At 60.5% G+C, this 20,445-nt stretch carries 19 protein-coding genes; 16 read left to right on the forward strand and 3 right to left on the reverse strand.

The window, feature by feature from the left end; translation table 11 throughout:
* Positions 1-43 precede the first annotated feature (43 nt).
* The 3 genes from PMX70_RS05140 (at position 44) to PMX70_RS05150 (ending at position 2,638) form a co-directional block, all read left to right on the forward strand.
* Positions 44-907 (forward strand): phosphatase PAP2 family protein, encoded by an 864-nt coding sequence (locus PMX70_RS05140; RefSeq protein WP_271743089.1) that lies wholly within the window; start codon positions 44-46, stop codon positions 905-907.
* A gap of 45 nt (positions 908-952) precedes the next feature.
* Entirely contained in the window at positions 953-1,978 is a 1,026-nt protein-coding gene (locus PMX70_RS05145; RefSeq protein WP_118271027.1) for a threonine aldolase family protein, read from the forward strand.
* Positions 1,979-2,056: 78 nt separating this feature from the next.
* The gene (locus tag PMX70_RS05150; protein WP_271743090.1) at positions 2,057-2,638 is read left to right on the forward strand and encodes a GNAT family N-acetyltransferase; all 582 of its coding nucleotides are present in this window, start codon (positions 2,057-2,059) and stop codon (positions 2,636-2,638) included.
* A gap of 35 nt (positions 2,639-2,673) precedes the next feature.
* Here PMX70_RS05150 and PMX70_RS05155 read toward each other — a convergent pair whose 3' ends face one another.
* A complete protein-coding gene (locus PMX70_RS05155; protein WP_271743091.1) occupies positions 2,674-3,396 on the reverse strand; it encodes a GntR family transcriptional regulator in 723 nt (240 codons plus the stop codon).
* A 205-nt stretch (positions 3,397-3,601) separates the two neighbouring features.
* Between PMX70_RS05155 and PMX70_RS05160 the strand changes: the two genes are divergently transcribed.
* The 12 genes from PMX70_RS05160 to PMX70_RS05215 all read left to right on the forward strand — a co-directional run bounded on the left by PMX70_RS05160 (position 3,602) and on the right by PMX70_RS05215 (position 17,215).
* The gene (locus PMX70_RS05160; protein ID WP_271743092.1) at positions 3,602-4,594 is read left to right on the forward strand and encodes an SIS domain-containing protein; all 993 of its coding nucleotides are present in this window, start codon (positions 3,602-3,604) and stop codon (positions 4,592-4,594) included.
* A 260-nt stretch (positions 4,595-4,854) separates the two neighbouring features.
* Complete coding sequence (locus tag PMX70_RS05165) at positions 4,855-5,937, forward strand: DMT family transporter (RefSeq protein ID WP_271743093.1); 1,083 nt, start codon at positions 4,855-4,857, stop codon at positions 5,935-5,937.
* A gap of 183 nt (positions 5,938-6,120) precedes the next feature.
* Positions 6,121-7,044, forward strand: coding sequence for a PTS sugar transporter subunit IIAB (locus PMX70_RS05170; RefSeq protein ID WP_271743094.1), 924 nt, complete (start codon positions 6,121-6,123; stop codon positions 7,042-7,044).
* Between the two features lie 36 nt (positions 7,045-7,080).
* Complete coding sequence (locus tag PMX70_RS05175; protein ID WP_117629035.1) at positions 7,081-7,875, forward strand: PTS mannose/fructose/sorbose/N-acetylgalactosamine transporter subunit IIC; 795 nt, start codon at positions 7,081-7,083, stop codon at positions 7,873-7,875.
* Positions 7,876-7,888: 13 nt separating this feature from the next.
* Entirely contained in the window at positions 7,889-8,722 is an 834-nt protein-coding gene (locus PMX70_RS05180) for a PTS system mannose/fructose/sorbose family transporter subunit IID (protein ID WP_271743095.1), read from the forward strand.
* Positions 8,723-8,921: 199 nt separating this feature from the next.
* Positions 8,922-9,905: an SIS domain-containing protein gene (locus tag PMX70_RS05185; protein ID WP_233502903.1), complete on the forward strand. Its 984-nt coding sequence runs from the start codon at positions 8,922-8,924 to the stop codon at positions 9,903-9,905.
* Positions 9,906-10,061: 156 nt separating this feature from the next.
* Positions 10,062-10,691 (forward strand): HAD family hydrolase, encoded by a 630-nt coding sequence (locus tag PMX70_RS05190; RefSeq protein ID WP_271743096.1) that lies wholly within the window; start codon positions 10,062-10,064, stop codon positions 10,689-10,691.
* Positions 10,692-11,045: 354 nt separating this feature from the next.
* Positions 11,046-12,053, forward strand: coding sequence for a YitT family protein (locus PMX70_RS05195; RefSeq protein WP_271743097.1), 1,008 nt, complete (start codon positions 11,046-11,048; stop codon positions 12,051-12,053).
* Positions 12,054-12,272: 219 nt separating this feature from the next.
* Entirely contained in the window at positions 12,273-12,992 is a 720-nt protein-coding gene (locus PMX70_RS05200) for a GntR family transcriptional regulator (RefSeq protein ID WP_117877469.1), read from the forward strand.
* A gap of 369 nt (positions 12,993-13,361) precedes the next feature.
* Positions 13,362-15,344: a RecQ family ATP-dependent DNA helicase gene (locus PMX70_RS05205; RefSeq protein ID WP_271743098.1), complete on the forward strand. Its 1,983-nt coding sequence runs from the start codon at positions 13,362-13,364 to the stop codon at positions 15,342-15,344.
* 2 nt (positions 15,345-15,346) lie between these two features.
* Positions 15,347-16,102, forward strand: coding sequence for a GntR family transcriptional regulator (locus PMX70_RS05210; protein ID WP_271743099.1), 756 nt, complete (start codon positions 15,347-15,349; stop codon positions 16,100-16,102).
* A 144-nt stretch (positions 16,103-16,246) separates the two neighbouring features.
* Positions 16,247-17,215 (forward strand): SIS domain-containing protein, encoded by a 969-nt coding sequence (locus PMX70_RS05215; protein WP_271743100.1) that lies wholly within the window; start codon positions 16,247-16,249, stop codon positions 17,213-17,215.
* 379 nt (positions 17,216-17,594) lie between these two features.
* On the opposite strand, the gene PMX70_RS05220 is transcribed toward PMX70_RS05215, so the two are convergent.
* Entirely contained in the window at positions 17,595-18,572 is a 978-nt protein-coding gene (locus PMX70_RS05220; protein WP_271743101.1) for an L-lactate dehydrogenase, read from the reverse strand.
* 211 nt (positions 18,573-18,783) lie between these two features.
* Between PMX70_RS05220 and metA the strand changes: the two genes are divergently transcribed.
* Entirely contained in the window at positions 18,784-19,710 is a 927-nt protein-coding gene (metA, locus tag PMX70_RS05225) for a homoserine O-acetyltransferase MetA (RefSeq protein WP_271739874.1), read from the forward strand.
* A 42-nt stretch (positions 19,711-19,752) separates the two neighbouring features.
* On the opposite strand, the gene PMX70_RS05230 is transcribed toward metA, so the two are convergent.
* On the reverse strand, positions 19,753-20,349 hold the full coding sequence (locus PMX70_RS05230; protein ID WP_271743102.1) for a 5-formyltetrahydrofolate cyclo-ligase: 597 nt from the start codon (positions 20,347-20,349) through the stop codon (positions 19,753-19,755).
* Positions 20,350-20,445 lie beyond the last annotated feature (96 nt).

The raw sequence follows: 20,445 nt of genomic DNA on the forward strand, positions 1-20,445 counted from the left end.
CCCACCACGTTGCGGGCCGATTCCACCCCATCGAAAGGAAAGCATGTTCGGATACATCTATAAGAAAGATGTCGCCATGATTGCGGTCGTCCTGTGCCTTTGTCTGGGCGTGGGCAGCTTCTTCGATTACCAGATCTCGAGCGCGCTGTTCAACATCGGCAGCATGTACGGTCGCTTTATCGAGGCCGCCGGCGAGCTGCCGTTTGAGCTGACGGCGAGCATCGCGGGCGTTATGCTCGTGCGCGCGGTGCGTCCCGATTCCAGGGGGAGCAAATGGCTCGCCGTGCTCGGCATCCTCGTCAACGTCGGCCTGGCCGGCTACGAGATTATCTCGTCCCTGCAGGTTGGCGGTAAGCTTATCGCAGCTCAGCTGGTACTGACGTTTGTGCTGGTTATCGCTGCCAACTTTGTCGTCTATCGCCTTACGCGCGACACCGACCCCGACGAGCTCACGCGCTGGGCGCTGATGGTGCTTGCCGTGTGGGTCGCTCAGGCCATCATCCTCAACGTCATTGTCAAGCCGCTGTGGTCGCGCCCGCGCATGCGCGTGATCGAGGTCACGCCGGGGCTCAGTTTTCAGCCGTGGTGGGTGATCGGTAACCCCGACAAGTGGGCCTATATCGCCGCCGGCGTGATCAAGGACGGCTTCAAGTCGTTTGCGAGCGGACACACGGCGCATGCGGCGATCGGCCTTATGCTCGCCGGGCTTCCCGCGGCGGCCTTTAAGGAAAAGCCGTCGCGACGCCGCGTGGTCTTTTGGGTCGCGGCGGCCGTCGCGGCGCTCGTCGCCTTTGGCCGTATCGTGATCGGTGCACACTTTTTGACTGACGTGAGTTGCGGCTTTGCCCTGGTGTTGGCACTTGAGTGCCTTGCCGCGCGCATTGCCTATCCTCACGGCGTACAATAGCCCCACTTGAATCATCTGGACGATACCTGGTAAGAGAGGATTGCCATGCTCGCGTTCAACAACGACTATTCCCACGGTGCACATCCGGCGGTGCTGCAAGCGCTCGTCGACACCAATATGGAACCGCAGCCCGGCTACGGCACCGATGCACATACCGAGCGTGCCAAGCAGCTTATCCGCGAGGCCTGTCAGGCTCCCGATGCCGACGTGTTTTTTCTGGTGGGCGGCACGCAGGCCAACGCGACGGTGATCGACATGCTACTTGCGCCCTACGAGGGCGTCGTTGCTGCCGAGACTGGCCACGTCGCCTGTCACGAGGCGGGCGCCATCGAGTTTGGCGGCCACAAGGTGCTCACCATCCCTGGCTACGAGGGCAAGATGCATGCCGAGGACCTCGAGAATTATATCCAGGTGTTCTACGAAAACGAGAGCTACGAGCACACGGTGTTTCCGGGCGCGGTGTACGTGAGCCTGTCGACTGAGTACGGCACGCTGTACTCCAAGGCCGAGCTCGCGGCGATTCACGCGGTGTGCCAGAAGCGCGAGATTCCGCTGTTTGTGGACGGTGCCCGCCTGGCCTATGCGCTGGCAGCCGACGAGTGCGACATCACCCTGCCCGAGCTGGCACAGCTGTGCGACGTGTTCTACATCGGCGGCACCAAGTGCGGCGCTCTGTGCGGCGAGGCCGTGGTGTTTTGCGGCATGCACGCTCCGGCGCATCCCATTCCGCGCATTAAGCAGCACGGTGCGTTGCTGGCCAAGGGCCGCCTGACGGGCGTGCAGTTTGAGGCGCTCTTTACCGATGGCCTGTATTTTGAGATTGGTCGCCAGGCGATCGAAACCGCGCAGGCGCTTCGTCGCGTGCTGCACGAGCGCGGCTACCAGTTCTTCTTGGAGACGCCCACAAACCAGCAGTTTGTGATTTTGCCCAACGAGGACATGGCCCGCATTCGCGAGCACGCCTCGATCGAGTACTGGGAAAAGTACGATGAGACCCACACCGTGGTACGTTTTTGCACCAGCTGGGCCACGACGCAGGAGGACATCGACGCGCTGGCGGCTGTCCTGTAGCTTGATGTAATGACGAGGGGCCGCCCTGCGCCTGGGTTTGGCGCGGGGCGGCCTTTGCTTTTGTGGGGGAAGGGTTGTATGACCGAGATGTCCGAGCCGACGATTCGCCTGGCGACGCCCGACGATGCGCCGGCGTTGCTTGCCATCTATGAGCCGTATGTGCGCCAGACGGCGATTACCTGCGAATACGAGGTGCCGAGCGTTGAGGAGTTTGCCGGGCGCATCGAGCGTACACTCAAGCGCTATCCGTATCTGGTGATGGAGTTGGACGGGCGTCCGGTGGGCTATGCCTATGTGAGCCCGCTCAACAGCCGCGAGGCATACGACTGGTCGGTCGAGACGTCGATCTACCTGGCGCGCGATGTGCGCCACGGCGGGCTGGGCCGCAAGCTGCACGATGCGCTCAGGCAATGCCTGGTCGCGATGGGTATCACCAACATGTGCGCCCTCATCGCCGTGCCGCACGATAAGGACGACGAATACCTGACGCACAACAGTCAGGATTTCCATGCCCATATGGGATATCGCCTGGTGGGCGCCTTCGATCGCTGCGCCCAAAAGTTCGGTCGCTGGTACGACATGTGTTGGATGGAGTTGGTCCTGGCCGAGCGCACCCCCAACCAGCCCAAACCAACCTGGTTCCCCGACCTCCTCGCCTAAAACCACCACAAAGGTGCCTATCCCCATTGTGGTGGTTAGCCGATGGGCTCGGTGTATTTGGCGCGGTCGGTGCGTTGGATGCGCTTGGAGACATGGAGCGGGCGGCCGTCGGTGTCGTAGACGTAGTCAGTGATAAGGATCAGTGCCTGCCCGCGCTCAACGTTGAGCAAAAACGCCTCGTTTTGCGAGGCATAGCACACCTCAAAGGTCTTATGCCCCCGCGCCGGCGCACGATGGAACTCCTGGCGCAGCGTGGCGTAGAGCGAACCGTTGATATCGCGATCGATGAGCGACCCAAAGCTTGGCGGCAAATAGGTGGTCTCCAGGCACAGTGGCGCATCGTCCAGGTAACGCAGGCGGACAAGTTTGACGAGCTTGCTGCCCACGGCGGCGTCAAAGAACTTAGCTATGCTGCCGGCCGCCTTGGCAAAGCCCGAGTCCACGGTGCGCGTGGTGGGCTTCATGCCCTGACCTTGGACCTGTGCCGTATAGCTCGAAAACACCAGGTTGTTCTCGTGGAGCGCGGGCGTGTCGGCCACAAAGGTGCCACGTCCGCGCTCGGTGCGCACCAGACCCTCGTCAACTAACACCTTAAGCGCGTGGCGCACGGTACTGCGCGACAGCCCCGATTCGTCCATGAGCTCCATCTCGGACGGCAGCTTGTCTCCGCGTGCGTAGGTGCCGGCGGCGATGCGGTCACGCAGCGTACCCGCCAGACGCTCGTATTGGGCCAAGTTCTTTTTTGACGAAGTGCTCATGCGAACAACCTATATCTAACTTGTATGCTTACTGAACCAAGCATGTATCCAACATGACAACAAAATCGCTGGTAATGGATTGCCGAAAACTTTACCAGCAAAATTTCTAAGACAAATATAGCATACAACTAGTCGACATAACCAAAACATGTATGTAACTTGTATGCCATCGAGAGCATCAAACGAGAAGAAAGGCTGATGCACGATGACTACTCAGGAACAGGTTAAGGACGTCGTCTCCCAGGTTTTGGCTGACAAGACGGACAAGGGCGGCATCAAGCGCGTCGTGTGGATCGGCGCTGGCGGATCCAACGGCGGCAACTATCCTGCCCAGTACTTTATGGAGCACGAGGCCACGCAGGTTGTGAGCTCCAGCTACACCAGCAACGAGTTCGTGCACGCCACCCCGGCCTACGTCAACGAGAACACCCTGGCCGTCGTCGTGTCCATGCGCGGCACCAAGGAGACCATCGTCGCTGCTCAGGTCGCCAAGGACCACGGAGCCAGCACCATCGCCATCTATGTTGACGAGTCCGGACTCACCGAGGTCTGCGACTACAAGATCCAGTATGACAGCCTGGCCGTCGACGAGTCCTGCATGGGCCGTACCAACTCCGCCGTCGTGACCATGATCGCCATGGAGCTCACGCAGCAGACTGAGGGCTATGCCGAGTACGAGACCGCCATGGCCGCCTTCGACCTGGTCGACCCCATCTACCGCAAGGCCGTTGAGTACACCCGTCCGCTCGCTGCCAAGTGGGCCGAGCAGAACGCCGACAAGCCCTGCATCAACGTCATGGCTCAGGGACCGCTCTTTGGTGCCGCCTACGTCTTTAGCATCTGCAACGTGCAGGAGATGCTGCAGATCGACTCCTGCACCATCAACACCTGTGACTTCTTCCACGGCCCCTTTGAGATCCTGGACAAGCGCACCTCGCTGTTCCAGCTCATCAGCGTTGGCCGCAGCCGCTGCAACGACGAGCGCGGCATCCGCTTCGTCAACCAGTACGGTGGCGAGCGCGTCTATCAGCTCGACGCCAAGGAGCTCGGCCTCAACGACATCAAGGATAGCGTGAGCGAATACTTCAACCACCTGATCTTCGCCCCGATCCTCAACAACGTCTACATGCGTGCGCTCTCCGCCGTCACCCACAAGGACTACATGACGCGCCGTTACATGTGGAAGCTGGATTACTAAGGGATAGAGCGGCCTAACAGCCCAATACCCCTCATGAGTTGCGGTGGAATAGTTCCTGTTTGGGAGCGTGAAGCCTCTGTTTGAGAACTATTTCACCGCAACTGCTAGAGCGGCACTTGGGGACGTTCCCTTTCTGCCGGCAGTTGGGGACACTCCTTGTGTCGAGAGATTTCCCGTTCGCCGATTTGTGCCTTGAAAAATGTATATAACGACTATAACGTAGTATGAAACATATTGGAAACAATACCGAGGAGGCTGCGTTGAAGAAAAGCAATCTGGGCTATGTGCTGGTGCTGATCGCCGCGCTTATGTGGGGCAGCATCGGAATCTTTGTAAACGGCATCTCGGCCATGGGCGTTTCGTCCCAGAGCATGGCTGCCTTTCGATTGTTGGTCGGAGCGCTTATCTTGGCGCCGGTCCTGATGTTTATGGGCTGCCGTCCGGGTGAGGGGTCTACCGTGGCTCAGGGTCCGCTGGCCCTGTTCAAGGCGAGCCCTAAAGAGCTTGTTTCCTGCGCGCTTGTCGGTATCGTCGGTTTGGCTGCCGCCAACACCTGCTATTACGAGTGCATGCGCGAGGTGGGCATGTCCACCGCATCGGTGCTGCTCTACACGTCGCCGGTGTTTGGCGTCGCGCTCGGCCGCGTGCTTTATCGCGAGGACGTGACCCCCAACAAGCTCGTTGCCATTGTCTTTAACATCGTTGGCTGTGTGCTTGCAGTGACCAATGGCGACCTTTCCGGTTTTCATTTTTCGGTTTGGGGCGTCACGTCGGGCGTGATTGCAGGCCTTTGTGGGGCGTCGCTCGCGGTGTTTAGCCGGATGGCAACCAAGACGGTCCACCCGCTGGCTGTCACGTTTTGGGGCTTTGTTTTTGGCGGTGCGGTTATGGCAGCTATCGCGGCTCCGTGGCCGGATGTCACCGTGGCAATGTCGCCACAGTTGCTGCTGCTGTTCCTTGGCTTTGGACTCATCCCCACAGCCGTGGCTTACATCTTATATATGCAGGGTCTGTCCATGGGGCTCGAGACGTCGAAAGTTCCCGTCGTAATGTCATTCGAGACAGTCGTCACCGTACTGCTGGGCATTGGTGTCTACGCCGAGCCCGCTGGTGCGATCAAGGTTCTGGGCATCGTTTTGGTGCTCGCGTCCATCGTGATCATGAACACCGACTTTTCCAAGCTGCGCAACAGTGTGTTTGTCGGCCATGTCGTTGAGAGCATGACCTTTAAGCCCAACGCGTGGTGGACGGAGAAATCGCAGGACATGGATCTCTTCCGCGAGCGCACGGGCATTGCGCTGGAGCCCACCGTGCAGGAAAGCCCCTGGTACTTCGTGCGATAGGGGGTTGCGCGCGGCGTCCGACCTGGGGTTATCCAGCCAGCGCCGGCCTACCCAGCCCCAACGTTTCAAGTACGTTAAGCCCGCCAACGGTCGTTTTTCACCCGCGAACGGTTTATATACTAATTATCAATATAAGCAACGTATAAGACGTTATAATGACCATAACGAAAAGGAGGAGGCAAGATGAATCAGATCATTCTCGCATCTCATGGCGGCCTGGCCGCAGGCGCCAAAGACACGCTCGAGATGGTTCTCGGCGACGTGTCGAACGTCCACGTCGTGTCGCTTGCTCGTGACGACAAGGAGCCCATCACCAATAAGGTGGACGCTATGATCGCCACGTTCAACGCGGACGACACCGTCTATGTGCTGACCGATATGCTCGGCAGCTCGGTCAACAACAGCATGGTCGAGCTTTCCCGCAACGGTGCAGCATTCACGGTGATCAGCGGTTTCAACATTCCGCTGGCACTGACGCTTGCCATGAGCCCCGCCCCCGTCAAGGGCGCCGAGCTCGCGGCCCTCATCAACGAGGCCCGCACCGGTCTGACCAACCCCAACGCACCGGTCGAGGTCGCCGCGGCTCCCGACAAGAAGGCCAAGGCGTCCCGTCACAGCTCCGGTCCCGCCAAGATCGTCCTCGCACGTCTTGACTACCGTCTGCTGCACGGCCAGGTCGTCTTTACCTGGACCACCAAGGTTCAGGCCGAGCGCATCATCGTCGTCGACAACGCTGCTGCCAACGATGACATCAAGAAGGGCGCTCTTAAGCTGGCCAAGCCCCAGGGCGTGCGCCTGAACGTCTTCACCGTCGAGCGTGCCCTCGCCAAGATGGACAAGCTCAACACCCTCGGCGAGCGCGTCATGTTCGTCTTTGGCAACACTGCCGAGATGCTGCAGTTCTGCCAGGGCTACAAGCTCGACGCCATCAACCTGGGCGCCACCGCCAACCACGACGGTGCCGAGCAGGTCGGCGGCAAGGACAGCTCCGTCTTCTTCGACGCCACCCAGAAGGCCGACGTCAACCAGCTGCTCGACATGGGCATCAAGCTCTACGTCCAGCAGACCCCTACGTATCAGAGCGTCGACATCGACGCCAAGCTGTAATCAACCAGGCATTTGCCTGACTGAAAGGAGAAGGGTATGAATACGTTCATCAGTGCGGTGCTCGTCGGCCTCGTCGGCGTGTTCTGCATGTGGGACTCCCGCCTGCTCGGTCGTCTTAACTTCGAGCAGCCCCTCGTTGGCGCTACGCTCGTCGGTCTGCTGCTGGGCGATGTGCCCACCGGCCTTGCCGTCGGTGCCGCCGTCGAACTCGTGTCCATGGGCCTGGTGCAGGTCGGCGCCGCCGTTCCGCCCGATATGGTCCTGGGCGGCATCGTGGCCGCTGCCTTCGCGTGCCTGACCGATGCTTCCGCCGAGACCGCCATGACGATCGCCATCCCGGTCGCCGTCCTGGGTCAGCTCCTCGGCATCGTGTTCCGTTCCATCATCGCCGCCCTCACCCATGTGGCCGATAGCGCGATTGATAACGGCAAGTTCAAGACCGCCTACCGCATGCACATCTGCGCCGGCTCCGGTCTGTACGCCATCATGTACTTCCTGCCGATCTTCCTGGCCGTCTTTGTCGGTACCGACCTGGTCCAAGCCATCGTCAACATGGTTCCCGAGTGGCTGTCCGTTGGTCTGAACGTCTCGACCAAGATCATGACCGCCTACGGTCTGGCCCTGCTGCTCACCATGATGATCAAGAAGGGTATGACCCCGTTCCTGTTCATCGGTTTCCTGCTCGCCGCCTACCTCAACCTGTCCGTCATCGCGGTCGCTCTGATCGGTGTGTGCCTGGCTATCGTCTTCATGGGCTTCAAGTTCAACGGTTCCCATGCAGCCGCCGGTGTCGATTCCGACTACGATCCGCTCGAAGACGACGAAGACTAAGGAGGAACACACTATGGCAACCGCAACCAAGGACGTGTCCCTGAACAAGAAGGTCAGCCAGTTCTTCTGGCGCTCCTGGGCCATCCAGGCCTCTTGGAACTACGAGCGTCAGATGAACATGGGCTTCCTCTACGGCATGGTTCCCACGCTCGATCGCCTCTATCCGGACGAGTCCGACCCCAAGCAGCTCGCTGCTAAGAAAGAGGCTTACCACCGTCACATGGCGTTCTACAACTGCACCCCGCAGACGAGTGCTTTCATCCTGGGCCTCTCCGCCTCCATGGAGGAGGAGTACGCCAAGGATCCCGAGAACTTCGATCCCGATTCGATCAACGCGGTCAAGACCTCCCTCATGGGTCCGCTTTCCGGCATCGGTGACTCCCTCTTCCAGGGCACCATCCGCGTTATCGCCTTTGGTCTGGGCGTTCAGCTGGCTCAGCAGGGTTCCATCATGGGCCCGATCCTGGCCATGCTCATCTCCATCGTCCCCTCTGTGCTGATCACTTGGTTCGCAGCCAAGATGGGCTATCAGGGCGGCCACGAGTACCTGAGCAAGCTTCAGGGCGGCGACCTCATGGAGAAGCTCATGTATGTCTGCGGCATCGTGGGTCTTATGTCCGTGGGCGGCATGATCGCTACGCTGATCGGCGCCACCACCCCGCTGCAGTTCGCTGACGGCACCGTCGTGATCCAGGACATCCTGGACGGCATGATGCCCCAGATGATCTCCCTTGGCCTCACCGGCCTTATGTACTGGCTCATCAAGAAGAACGTCAACACCGGTTGGCTTCTCGTGATCGCCATCGTGGGCGGTATCGCCCTCTCCGCGGCCGGCATCCTGGCCTAGTCGCGACCAAGCGTCTAACCGCTTCCCCCGGGGGCCTGCCTGGCATCCCATACCCCAGGCAGGCTTCCATCCCTAACATGTGACAAAGGGATAGTCCCTTTGTCACATCCTCAACGGGCCGGCGACTCGGTCCTAACTACGGTAACCCTGCGAGCGTCCGGCAATGTGACGCCGCAACAAATCGAAAGGAATGTGTCAGATGTACGAGATCGACCTTAACCTCCCTAAGCAGATCGTCGCTGACGTCCTGTCCAACCACGAGATCCACAGCGTCGCTTTCGTCGGCTGCGGTGCTTCCATGTCCGACCTTTACCCCGCCAAGTACTTCCTGGCCAACAACACGGACAAGCTGAACGTTCAGATCTTCACCGCTAACGAGTTCAACTACGACACGCCTTCCTGGGTCAACGAGCACACCTTCGTGATCACCTGCTCCCTGGGTGGCTCCACGCCCGAGACCGTCGAGGCCAACAAGACCGCCAAGAAGCACAACTGCCCGGTCGTCTCCCTCACCAACAAGGCTGGCTCCGCTCTGACCGTCGACGCCGACCACGTCATCGTTCACGGCTTCCACGCCAACTACGCTGCCAAGTGCGAGAAGCCCGGCTACGCCATCGCTCTTGCTGTCGAGATCCTTCAGCAGACCGAGGGCTATGACCACTACGAGGACATGATCACCGGCCTCACCAACGTCTTCGAGCTCTGCGAGAACGCCGCTCAGTCCGCCAAGGGTCTTGCCAAGCAGTTCGCCCAGGACTTCAAGGACGACGAGATGATCTACTTCATGGCCTCCGGTGCCTCCGAGAAGATGGCTTATTCTCACGCCGCCTTCCTGTTCACCGAGATGCAGTGGATCGACGCCGCCGCCTACAACACCGGCGAGTACTTCCACGGCCCGTTCGAGGTTTCCACCGAGGGTAAGCCCTACGTCTTCTTCATGTCCGATGGTGCCACCCGTCCGATGGACGCCCGCGCCCTCACCTTCCTTAAGCGCATGGGCGCCAAGGTCGCTCTGATCGACTCCAAGGACTACGGCCTGGCCGACGCCGTGCCCGCGAGCGTCGTCACCTACTTCAACCCGCTGCTGCACCTCGCCGTTATGCGCGAGTACGGCAACCAGATCGCCGAGGCCCGTCAGCACCCGCTGACCATGCGTCGCTACATGTGGAAGCTTTCCTACTAATCACAAGTAAGTAGACCTTACAGGTTGATTGAGAGGGGATGGGGTTTGCGCCCCGTCCCCTTTTTGCTTTGGGGGCGTGTCTGTCGCGTCATAAAACCCCAGATAAAACCTACCAAAATAAACCTGTCCCTTTTTGGCAGGTAGGAGGAGATGCGTATGATCAAGGCAGTGCTGTTTGACATGGACGGCGTGCTGGTCGATACCGAGTGGTTCTACAACCGCCGCCGCGTGGCGTTTATGGAAGAGAAGGGGTTCCACTTTGACGAGATTCCCGATCTTTCGGGGTCTAACGAGCCGGCCATTTGGGAGGCGCTGGTGCCCGACGATGTTGAGCTGCGCGAGCGCCTACGCGTGGAGTACAAGCAGGTCTACAGCCCGGACCACCCCGTTCCGTATGCCGAGCTGCTCAACGAGCAGGCGGAGCCGGTGATGCGTGAGCTGCATGAGCGTGGCGTGAAGTGTGCCATCGCGAGCTCGTCCTATCGCGAGTTGATCGACGAGCTGGTGGAGATTGCCGGTATCGCCGACGTGCTGGACTACACCATCAGCGGTCACGAGTGCAGTGCGTTTAAGCCCGACCCCGAGATCTACCTGCGTGCCATGGAGGCGCTGGGGGTGGAGCCTGCCGAGTGCCTGGTTATCGAGGATTCGCCTTTGGGCATCGAGGCTGGTAAGCGCTCCGGCGCCCGCGTCCTGGCGCTGCGTCCGCACGAGGGTGTCAACCTCGATCAATCGCGAGCCGATGCCGTTATCGATAATCTGACCGACATTTTGGCCGCTTTGTAGCGTCAATCCGCCGAGAGAAGCACTGATTCACGCGTCTTTTGCTGCGGATTGGCTTAATTTGTCATCTATTTGGATCCGTTTGGCTTCGATTCGGACTAAGTGAGTAGACTTTTTGATGCAAGACGAGCACAAAGCGCATCTGCTCTAGTAAAACCGCAGGTCACAGGGGTGGCGGTTTTGGGTGTGCTCTGCAGGTCGCGTAAAGTCTACTCACTTGTAATTTGGGCCTTTGGTCGTGGGGTTGCTGGTCCCGCTTTGGTTGTCGAGAGAGGGTGAATTGAAGCGCCCCCGCACGCTCCATGCTACAATCGCGGACATACCCCACAACTACATCTGCCTTCGAAAGGAGCCTGCGTGGCGAACGCCATCGATCAGCTCACGGACCGAGTGCTCGTACTCGGCCGCCTCACCATCGTCCGCCGCGCCATTACTGCCGTGGCGGTCACGATTTCCGCCGTTCTCCAGACATTCCTGATCCAGGCGTTCGTTCAGCCCGCCGACCTGCTTCCGAGCGGCCTCACCGGCGTTGCGGTCCTGCTCGATCGCGTTACCTCGCTGGGCGGCGTTCGCATCGACATTTCGCTCGGTATGCTCGCGCTCAACATCCCCGTGGCGCTCCTATGCTGGAGCGGCATTAGCAAGCGCTTCGTCATCTTCTCGATGATGCAGGTCGTGCTCTCGTCGCTGTTCCTCAACGTCTTTCACTTCGCGCCGTTTTTGGGCGACAAGATCATGCTCATCATTTTTGGCGGCGTGGTCTCGGGTCTGGGCGCTGCCATCGCACTTAAATCCGGCGCATCCACCGGCGGCACCGACTTTATCGCGCTGTGGGTTTCCAACCACACGGGCAAGACCATCTGGGGCGTCATCTTTGGTTTCAACTGCTTTATCCTGGCGATCTTTGGCTTTATGTTTGGCTGGGACAAGGCGGCGTATTCCATCGTGTTCCAGTTTATTTCGACCAAGACCATCGACAGTTTCTATCGTCGCTACGATCGCGTGACGCTGCAGATCACGACGCGCAAGGCAGACGAGGTCATGACTGCCTACGTAAACCATTTTCAGCACGGCATTAGCTGCGCCGAGGTCGTCGGCGGATATAGCCGCGAAAAGATGTACCTGCTGAACACCGTTGTCTCGACCTACGAGAGTCAGGACATTATCAAGCTGGTGTGCGACGTTGATCCCGGCGCCGTGATCAACGTGTTCCACACGCTCAACTTTGTGGGCGGCTGGTGGGGTGGTCATGTCGACGAGCCCATGCCCACGGCCGTTCCCGATCCCGACAAGCCCGCACGCATGGCCAGCAGGCAGGCGCGCCTCAGCGAACAGGACAGCCTGCAGCAGGACGACGGCAAGTAGGGTATTGGCATTTTGCCGGTCCTGCGCAACCCATCCGAACGAGCCCCCCGAAAGCCCCGTTGCTTTCGAGAGGCTCTCGTTTGCCCAGATAAAACCTACCAAAATGAAGCTGTCGCTTTTTGGTAGGGAGGGTGTATCGTTTTATCATTATGAGGTAATATGAAACTAGACGTTATATACGTATTAGTTATTTCGATATTTCGATAAGAGTGATTAGATATGCCTGCGCCCAAAAATGCACCGCTTTACCAGCAGATTTACGACGAAATCAAGGATGCGATCGAGAAAGGTGTTTATGCACCCAAGGAGCGTATTCCGTCCGAGCTTGAGCTAGCCGAGCAGTACGACGTGAGCCGCATTACGGTGCGCCGCGCCGTCGAGGAGCTGTGCTCCGATGGCTACCTGGTTAAGCAGCAGGGTCGTGGTACCTTTGTCTCCACGCCGCACATCAATCGTCAGTTCCACGCTTCGACGCTGCAGACGTTTACCGCGCTGTGTGCCAGCAACGGCATGAAGGCGGGCGCGCATGTGGTCGATCGCCAGATTGTGCCGGCACGTCAAAACGAGATGGAGTTCTTTGGCCTGCAAAAGGACGCGCTGCTGCTGCATATTAAGCGCGTGCGTACAGCCGACGGCGAGCCCATCTTTGAGGAGAACATCTTTGTGCCGTTTGACGCCTACCGTGAGCTGTTGACGGCCGATCTTGAGGACAAGTCGATTTTTGCCGAGGTCGAGCGTGTTGGCGGAACGCCGATTGTCTCGGTTGGCTACCGCACGGTCGAGGCCGTTCGTGCCAATACCGAGCAGGCGGCCGAGTTGGGCATTGCTCCGCACGATCCGCTGCTCAACCTGCGTGCCAGCTTTACCGGTCCCAATGGCGAGCCGGTTCTGATGGGTAAGCAGTACTACGTGGGATCGCGCTACGTCATGGTGATGTAAGTTACGCGGTTTTACCAAACCGCGTAACGGCTCGACGCTACAAGCCCGCCAGAGCGGCAATCTGCCTTTCAACTTCGGCGGCATGACCAGAAGGTCAATGCCGCCTCGTTTCAAGGCACCTTGCTCGCTCTGGCGGGCTTTCGCTGACATTGCCAAAACATCGACTACCCGCAGAATGAGCGTGGAAAATCTCCCGTTTTTGGCTTGGTGACGGGCTTAAAGTGGGAGATTATCCACGCTCATCCGGAAAGTGTCCAAAAATCCACGCTCGTTCGCCTTGGATTGCATCGCCCGTGGCCGGCAGCCGCGCGGCGCCGGTCCGCGTAGCGGCGTATAATCGGCGGCAGATGACTTGGACGTTAGGAAACCATGACCGATAGCATGCAGCAGATGGCGCTCGACACGCTCGGCGCCTATTTTGGCTACACCTCGTTTCGCCCGGGACAGGACCGCATGGTCGATGCGATCCTTGCCGGTCGCGATGCGTTGGGTGTTATGCCCACGGGCGCCGGCAAGTCCATTTGCTACCAGGTGCCCGCGCTCATGCTGCCCGGCATCACCTTTGTGGTGAGTCCGCTGCTGTCGCTTATGGAGGACCAGACCCGTGCGTTGCTCGCGGCGGGTGCGCGACCCAGCTATCTCAACTCCAGCCTTACCCCGGCCCAGCAAAACACCGTGCTCAAGCGGGCGCGCGAGGGCCGCTATCAGCTTATGTACGTGGCGCCCGAGCGCTTGCTTGAGCCGCGTTTTTTGGCCTTTGCGCAGGAAGCTGCGGCCGAAGGCGGCATCGGCGTGCCGCTCGTGGCCATTGACGAGGCCCACTGCGTGAGCCAATGGGGCCAGGATTTCCGCCCCGCCTACCTGCAGATTCGCGAGTTCATCGATTCCCTGCCGCAGCGCCCTATCGTGGCAGCCTTTACCGCTACGGCGACCGAGCGTGTGCGCGCGGACATTCAGCAGATGCTCGGCCTGCAAAACCCCGCGACGGTGGTGACGGGCTTCGATCGCAAGAACCTCTACTTTGGTTGCGAGGAGATGGGCGACAAGGCCAAGACCGCCTGGGTGCGCGACTATGTGATTGCGCATTCGGGCGAGAGCGGCATCGTGTATTGCTCGACCCGCAAGACGGTCGATGCGCTGGCGGGCGAGCTTGCCGAGGCACTGGGCCCCAGCGGCATTCGCGTGGGTCGCTACCATGCCGGCATGGGCAACGACGCCCGCCGCCAGAGCCAGCGTGCCTTTATCGACGACGACATTCAGGTGATGGTTGCCACCAACGCCTTTGGCATGGGCATCGACAAGCCCAACGTGCGCTACGTGATCCACAACAACGTGCCCGAGAGCATCGAGGCATACTACCAAGAGGCGGGCCGCGCCGGCCGTGATGGCGACCCGGCAAGCTGCCACTTGCTGTGGAACGGTAACGATTTTCGCATGCGCCGCTTTCTGATCGACCGCGGCGACGCTGCCGACGAGGCGCTCGACGACGAGCAGCGCGCGTGGGCGCTCCAGAATCGATATCGTCTGCTCAGCCAGATGGAGGGCTACTGCAATACCACCGGCTGCCTGCGCGAATATATGTTGCGCTACTTTGGCGACGAGGCCGCGGCCGAGCATGCTGCCGCGGCTGGTGCGGGCGCCGCCGCCACGGACGAGGCCGAGGGCTGCGGCAACTGCAGCAACTGCCTCATGCAGTTCGAGGTCGAGGACGTCACCGATATGGCCCGCGCCGCTGTGCGCTATGTGGCCACGCGACCCATGCGCTTCGGCAAGTCGCTCATCGCCGACGTGCTCCACGGCGGCAACACCGAGCGCATTCGCCAGATGCATCTGGACGAGGACCGCGGCTACGGTGAGCTGTCGAGCGAATCGGTCGGGCGTATCAAGGACATCATCGGCCAGCTGTGCGGCCGCGGTTATCTGGCTACCTCGCAGGGGCAGTACCCGGTCGTGGGGCTGGGCCCGCGTGCCACCGAGGTCGAGGATGAGGCGTTTGCCTTTACCGTCAAGCGTCGTGCGTCCAAGCGCAAGGCCTCGGCCCGTGCCCGCCGCGCGGTGGATCTGCTGCGTGAGGAGGCCGAGCTTGATCAGCGCCCGCGCGTGGGCGACGATGCCGAGCTGTTTGAGCGCCTGCGTGCCCTGCGCAAGGAGATTTCGACCGAGCTGGAGATGGCGCCGTACATGGTTTTTTCCGACAAGGCCCTGCGCGGTCTGTGCCGCCTACGCCCACAGACGCGCGACGAGCTTATCCAGGTCAACGGCATCGGCGAGAAAAAGGCCGACGCCTTTGGCGAGCAGTTTATGGCGGCGATTGAAGAGTTTGAGTCCGAGCATGCACGGAATGGAGCATAACGATGACATCCGACGATAAAACCGAGCGTACTGAGGTGTCTGCCGTGCCGCTGTACCAGCAGGTTATGGACGACCTAAAAGGCGAGATCGCGCGTGGCGTGTACGCATCCGGCTCGCGCATTCCTTCTGAGATGGAGCTCGCGAAGTACTACGGCGTGGGACGCATCACCGTGCGCCGCGCCATCGAGGAGCTGTCGCGCGCGGGGTATCTCAACCGTCAACAGGGGAGGGGCACGTTTGTGTGCGCGCCCAAGCTCAAGCGCAAGATTGTCCAGAAGGGTGACGTTCAGAGCTTTTCCGAGGGTTGCGCTGCCAACGACATGGTGGCCGGAGCACGCCTGGTGTCGCGCACGGTGGTTGCGGCGACGCGCGAGGACGCGGCGTTTTTTGGGGCGGAACCCGGCTGCGAGCTCATCGTTGTCGAGCGCGTGCGCACGGCAGACGGCGTGCCCGTCATGCTCGAGAACAACGCCTTTGTGCTGGCCGACCATCCCTATCTGCAGACGCTTGCCGACAAGGACCTCACGGACAATTCCATCTTTGCGCTCGTTGCCGAGCATTCGGGCCGCGCGCCGCTCAAGTCCGACCCCTGTACTGTGGAGATTGCGCTTGCCGATGCTCAGGCAGCCCCGCTGTTGGAGGTGCCGGTCGGCGAGCCGCTGTTTTATATGGAGGCGTACTTTACCGATGAGGACGAGCGGCCCTTGCTGCTCGGGCGCCAAAAGATCGTGGGCTCGCGCTACGTGTTCGACATCTAACGTCCACAGATAGAACAATATAGAACAAATTTGGTGAAATGACTTCACGGGTGTCGTCGTGCGTGCTATATATAGGACAACATAGAACGACAGCAGGTACGAGCTGTCGTCGTTCTAAACCGCCACACAAGGAGGGGCACCACCATGAACGCACATGATCTGGTTCAGGAAATTATCGAGCGCAAGGGCAAGATCGAAAACGTCTTTTGGATCGCTTGTGGCGGTTCGATGATCGACCTGATGCCGGCCAACGAGCTGCTCAAGCGCGAGGCCACCACGTTTACCTCGACGGTCTACACGGCACGCGAGTTTTGCCTGATGGCCCCCAAGAGCTTAGGGCCGAAGTCGCTCGTTATTGCCTGCAGCCACAGCGGCAACACGCAGGAGGTCGTCGACGGCTGCGAGATGGCACTGGCCGCCGGCGCCGAGGTCGTCGCCCTCACCGACTGCGAGGGCTCCAAGATCGATAACGGCAAGTGGACTACCTGGGTCTACCCCTGGGGCGAGGGCGTGTCGCAGGCCGAGGTGCCGCAGGGCATCGGCGCCCTGATCGCTGCCGAGCTGCTCGACCAGCAGGAAGGCTACGAGGCGCTCGCCGACATGTACGAGGGCCTCAAGCAGATGGATGTGCTGCTGCCCGCCGCCCGCGAGAAGGTCAACGCCGAGCTGGGCGCCCGCTTTGCCGAGCTCTGCCAGCAGCACAAGTTCTTCTATATCCTGGGGTCCGGCCCCAACTTTAGTCAGACCTACGCCATGGCCATCTGCTCGCTCATGGAGATGCAGTGGCAGCACTGCTGCTATATCCACTCCGGCGAGTACTTCCACGGCCCCTTCGAGGCTACCGAGCCCGGCGTGTTCTACTTTGTGCAGCTCGGATCGGGCGAGTGCCGCCCCATGGAGGAGCGTGCACTCGCGTTCCTCAACACGCACACCGATACGGTCATGGTGCTCGATGCGCTCGAATACGGCGTGGGCGAGGTGCCCGCCAGCGTCCGTTCGTTCCTGGAGCCGATCTTCTTCTACGCGATGAGCTGCGAGCTGCGCGCCGCCCGCGGCAAGGTGTTCGACCACAGCCCCGAGATCCGTCGCTACATGGGCATCGAGCAGTACTAGGTAACGGGAATTATCTTTTTGACGGGGTCTGCGCTGCGCGCGGGCCCCGTTTTGCGTTGTGGCGGCCGGATTTGTGTTTGCGCGAAAACGAAGGTGAATACTTTTCCGCGATGTGAACGACCTATTTTGGACCCCCGAAGCATCCACACTTTTTGGCGGCAAAACTGCAGGAAAATCTTAATGAAACCGCAGGAAATGGTTCCCATAAAGTGTCGATGCTTCGGGGGCTCATTTTTGCTCGTTCACTTCGCGGAAAAGTATTAGACCTAAATTTGTAAGCGTGTCGTGTGAGCCAAAAAGCGGGCCGCGCCGATGGGTTTCCGGCGCGGCCCGCTTTACATGGCGTCCGTATGGGCGAGGTGTCGCGTCAAGCGGCGGCCTACTTTGCGTCGTACGCCTCGGCGTCCCACCAGTCGAGCTGGGCGATGTTGTCGCGGATGTGCTGGCAGCTCTTGTGGAAGCCCTCGAGCTCGTGCTCGGACAGGTCGAGCGTGTAGACCTCCTCGACGCCCTCGGCGCCGATCACGCACGGCAGGGAGGTAAAGATACCCTCCTCGCCATACTGGCCGGTCATGAGCGTGGATGCCGAAAGCACGGCGTGCTCGTTGTGCAGCACGGCGGCGCAGACGCGCGCGGCGGAGTTGGCGACGGCGTACTCGGTGCACTGCTTGCCCTGGTAGGTTACGTAGCCGCCCTTGCGCGCGAGTTCCTCGATCTCCATGTGGTCGAAGGCATACTTGTCGGGGTTCTCGGCCTGAAGTTCGTTGAGGCTCTTGCCGGCGATGGTTGCGGCCTTAAAGGCGGCAAGCTGGCTAAAGCCGTGCTCGCCGATCATGTAGGCGTCGATGGACTTGGGGCTCACGCCGACCTTCTTGGAGATCTCGGTGCGCAGGCGGGCGGAGTCCAGGCCGCAGCCCGAGCCGATGATCTTCTTGGGATCGTAGCCGGTCAGATGCCACAGCTCGGTGCACACGACGTCGCAGGGGTTGGAGATACTCACGAAGATGCCGTCGAAGCCGGCGTCGACGATGCGCTTGGCAAAGGTGCGGGCGGCGTCGGTGGTAAAGAACAGCTCGCCGTCGCGGCTGCCGGCGGCCAGTGCGACCTTGCCGGCGGCGTTGACGATGACGTCGCAGCAGGCAAGCTCCTTGTAGTGGTCGTAGCAGTTGACGATCTTGGTGTTGTACGGGACAAACGAAAGGGAGTCGCGCAGGTCCTGGACCTCGGACGTCACCTTGGCCTCGTTGATATCGCACAGGTACAGCTCATCGGCAATGCCCTGCATGAGTAGGCTGTTGGCGACATGTGCTCCTACGTGGCCCTGGCCGACCACACCGATCTTACGCGTCTGGTACATACGAGTATCCTTCCGGCCGAGTTTTTTGCGTCGAACCATTGTAGCGTCCTGCCGTCACTTTGCTAGACTAAAGCGCCGTAGATTTTTGGGACATGCCTTAATCTCTACTTTTGGAGTGATTTGGGCCGCTGGCGGCATCGCTGGGCGATGTGCTCGCGCGGATAGGGCTGCTCGTTGTACCATAGCTGCAACTGACTCGTAAGGAGCATCCATGCCCATTCGCATCCCCGACGCCCTCCCTGCCGCCGCGCAGCTCGAGAGCGAGAACATCTTTGTCATGACCGAGTACCGCGCGCTGCACCAAGACATCCGCCCGCTGCGCGTGCTCATCCTCAACCTCATGCCCACCAAGATCGCCACCGAGACGCAGATCATGCGCAAGCTCTCCAACACGCCGCTACAGGTGGAGGTGGACCTGCTGCGCACCAAGACGCACGAGGCCACGCATGTGAGCGCCGGCCATCTGGAGACGTTCTACCGCACGTTCGACGACATCCGCGACATCCACTACGATGGCCTGATCATCACGGGCGCCCCGGTGGAGCAGATGCCGTTCGAGGAGGTCGACTACTGGCCCGAGCTCTGCCAGATCATGGATTGGTCCACCACGCACGTACACTCTACGCTGCACATTTGCTGGGGCGCGCAGGCCGGCCTGTACCATCATTACGGTATCCAGAAGTACGACCTGCCGGCAAAGGCAAGCGGCGTGTTCGAGCATTATCTGGTGAAGCCGCAAAGCCCGCTGGTCCGTGGCTTCGACGACCGCTTCTATGCCGTGCATTCGCGCAACACCGATGTGCGCCGCGAGGACGTGGAGGCCGAGCCGCAGCTTGAGGTCGTGGCCGTGTCCGACGAGGTGGGCCTGTACATCGTCAAGTCGACCGACAGCCGTCGCTTCTTTGTATTTGGCCACCCCGAGTACGATACCGACACGCTGCGCCTGGAGTACGAGCGCGACGTGAAGCGCGGACTCAACCCGGAGGTGCCGGCGCATTACTTCCCGGGCGACGATCCCACCGCCGAGCCGCGCAACGTCTGGCGCAGCCAGGCTCAGCTGTTCTACACCAATTGGCTCAACTACTACGTCTACCAGACCACACCCTACGACCTGGCCCGAGCCGGCGAGGAGCACTAGGCTGCGATGATGCCGCTGTAGCCGTGGCTGATGTGGCAGCGGTTAGGCGCTGATGATGTGGGGCAGCGGCAGATCGTGGACGTCGGTGGGGATGTGGTCGACGCGCTGTTCGTCAAAGGCGATGCCGACGATTTGACATACGGGCGAGAGCATGGGCAGGTAGCGGTCATAGCAGCCGCCGCCGTAGCCTAGGCGCGTGCCGGTGCGGTCGAATGCTACGAGCGGCGCGACGATCATGTCGAGAGCTTCGGCAGGCACGATAGGGAAGCGGCTGCTGTCGATGTCCGTGGCCGCAAAGGCCCGCGTGGGGTGGGCGATAAACGTAGCCGCGTCCGCGTCGCCGGCAGCAACTGCCCGCATACACATGCGCTGGCCACAAGCTGCGGCGTCTGTTGCCGAGAGCATGCACGGATAGGCCACGCGCCAGCCACGTTTGGCGGCAGCTGCGGCAAACGCGGCTGAGTCGACTTCGGAACCCATCGCGGCATAGACGGCAACGGTGTGCGGCGCCGCGGCATCCAAGCGGCCCAGCAGCTCAACCAGCCGCGCACAGATATCAGCAGACTTCGCCGCCCGCAAGTCCAAATCAAGAGCATCGCGCCGAGCAATCACCGCCCGCCGCAACTCAGCCTTGTCCATCCCGGCTTCCTCTCCCAAACCTACCAAAAAGGGCAGGTTAATTTTGGCAGGTTTTATCTGGGCAAATGTCGAAACCACCACAAAGGTGCCTGTCCC

It is taken from the genome of Collinsella aerofaciens, from assembly GCF_028206795.1.
GTDB classification, from domain to species: domain Bacteria; phylum Actinomycetota; class Coriobacteriia; order Coriobacteriales; family Coriobacteriaceae; genus Collinsella; species Collinsella aerofaciens_AX.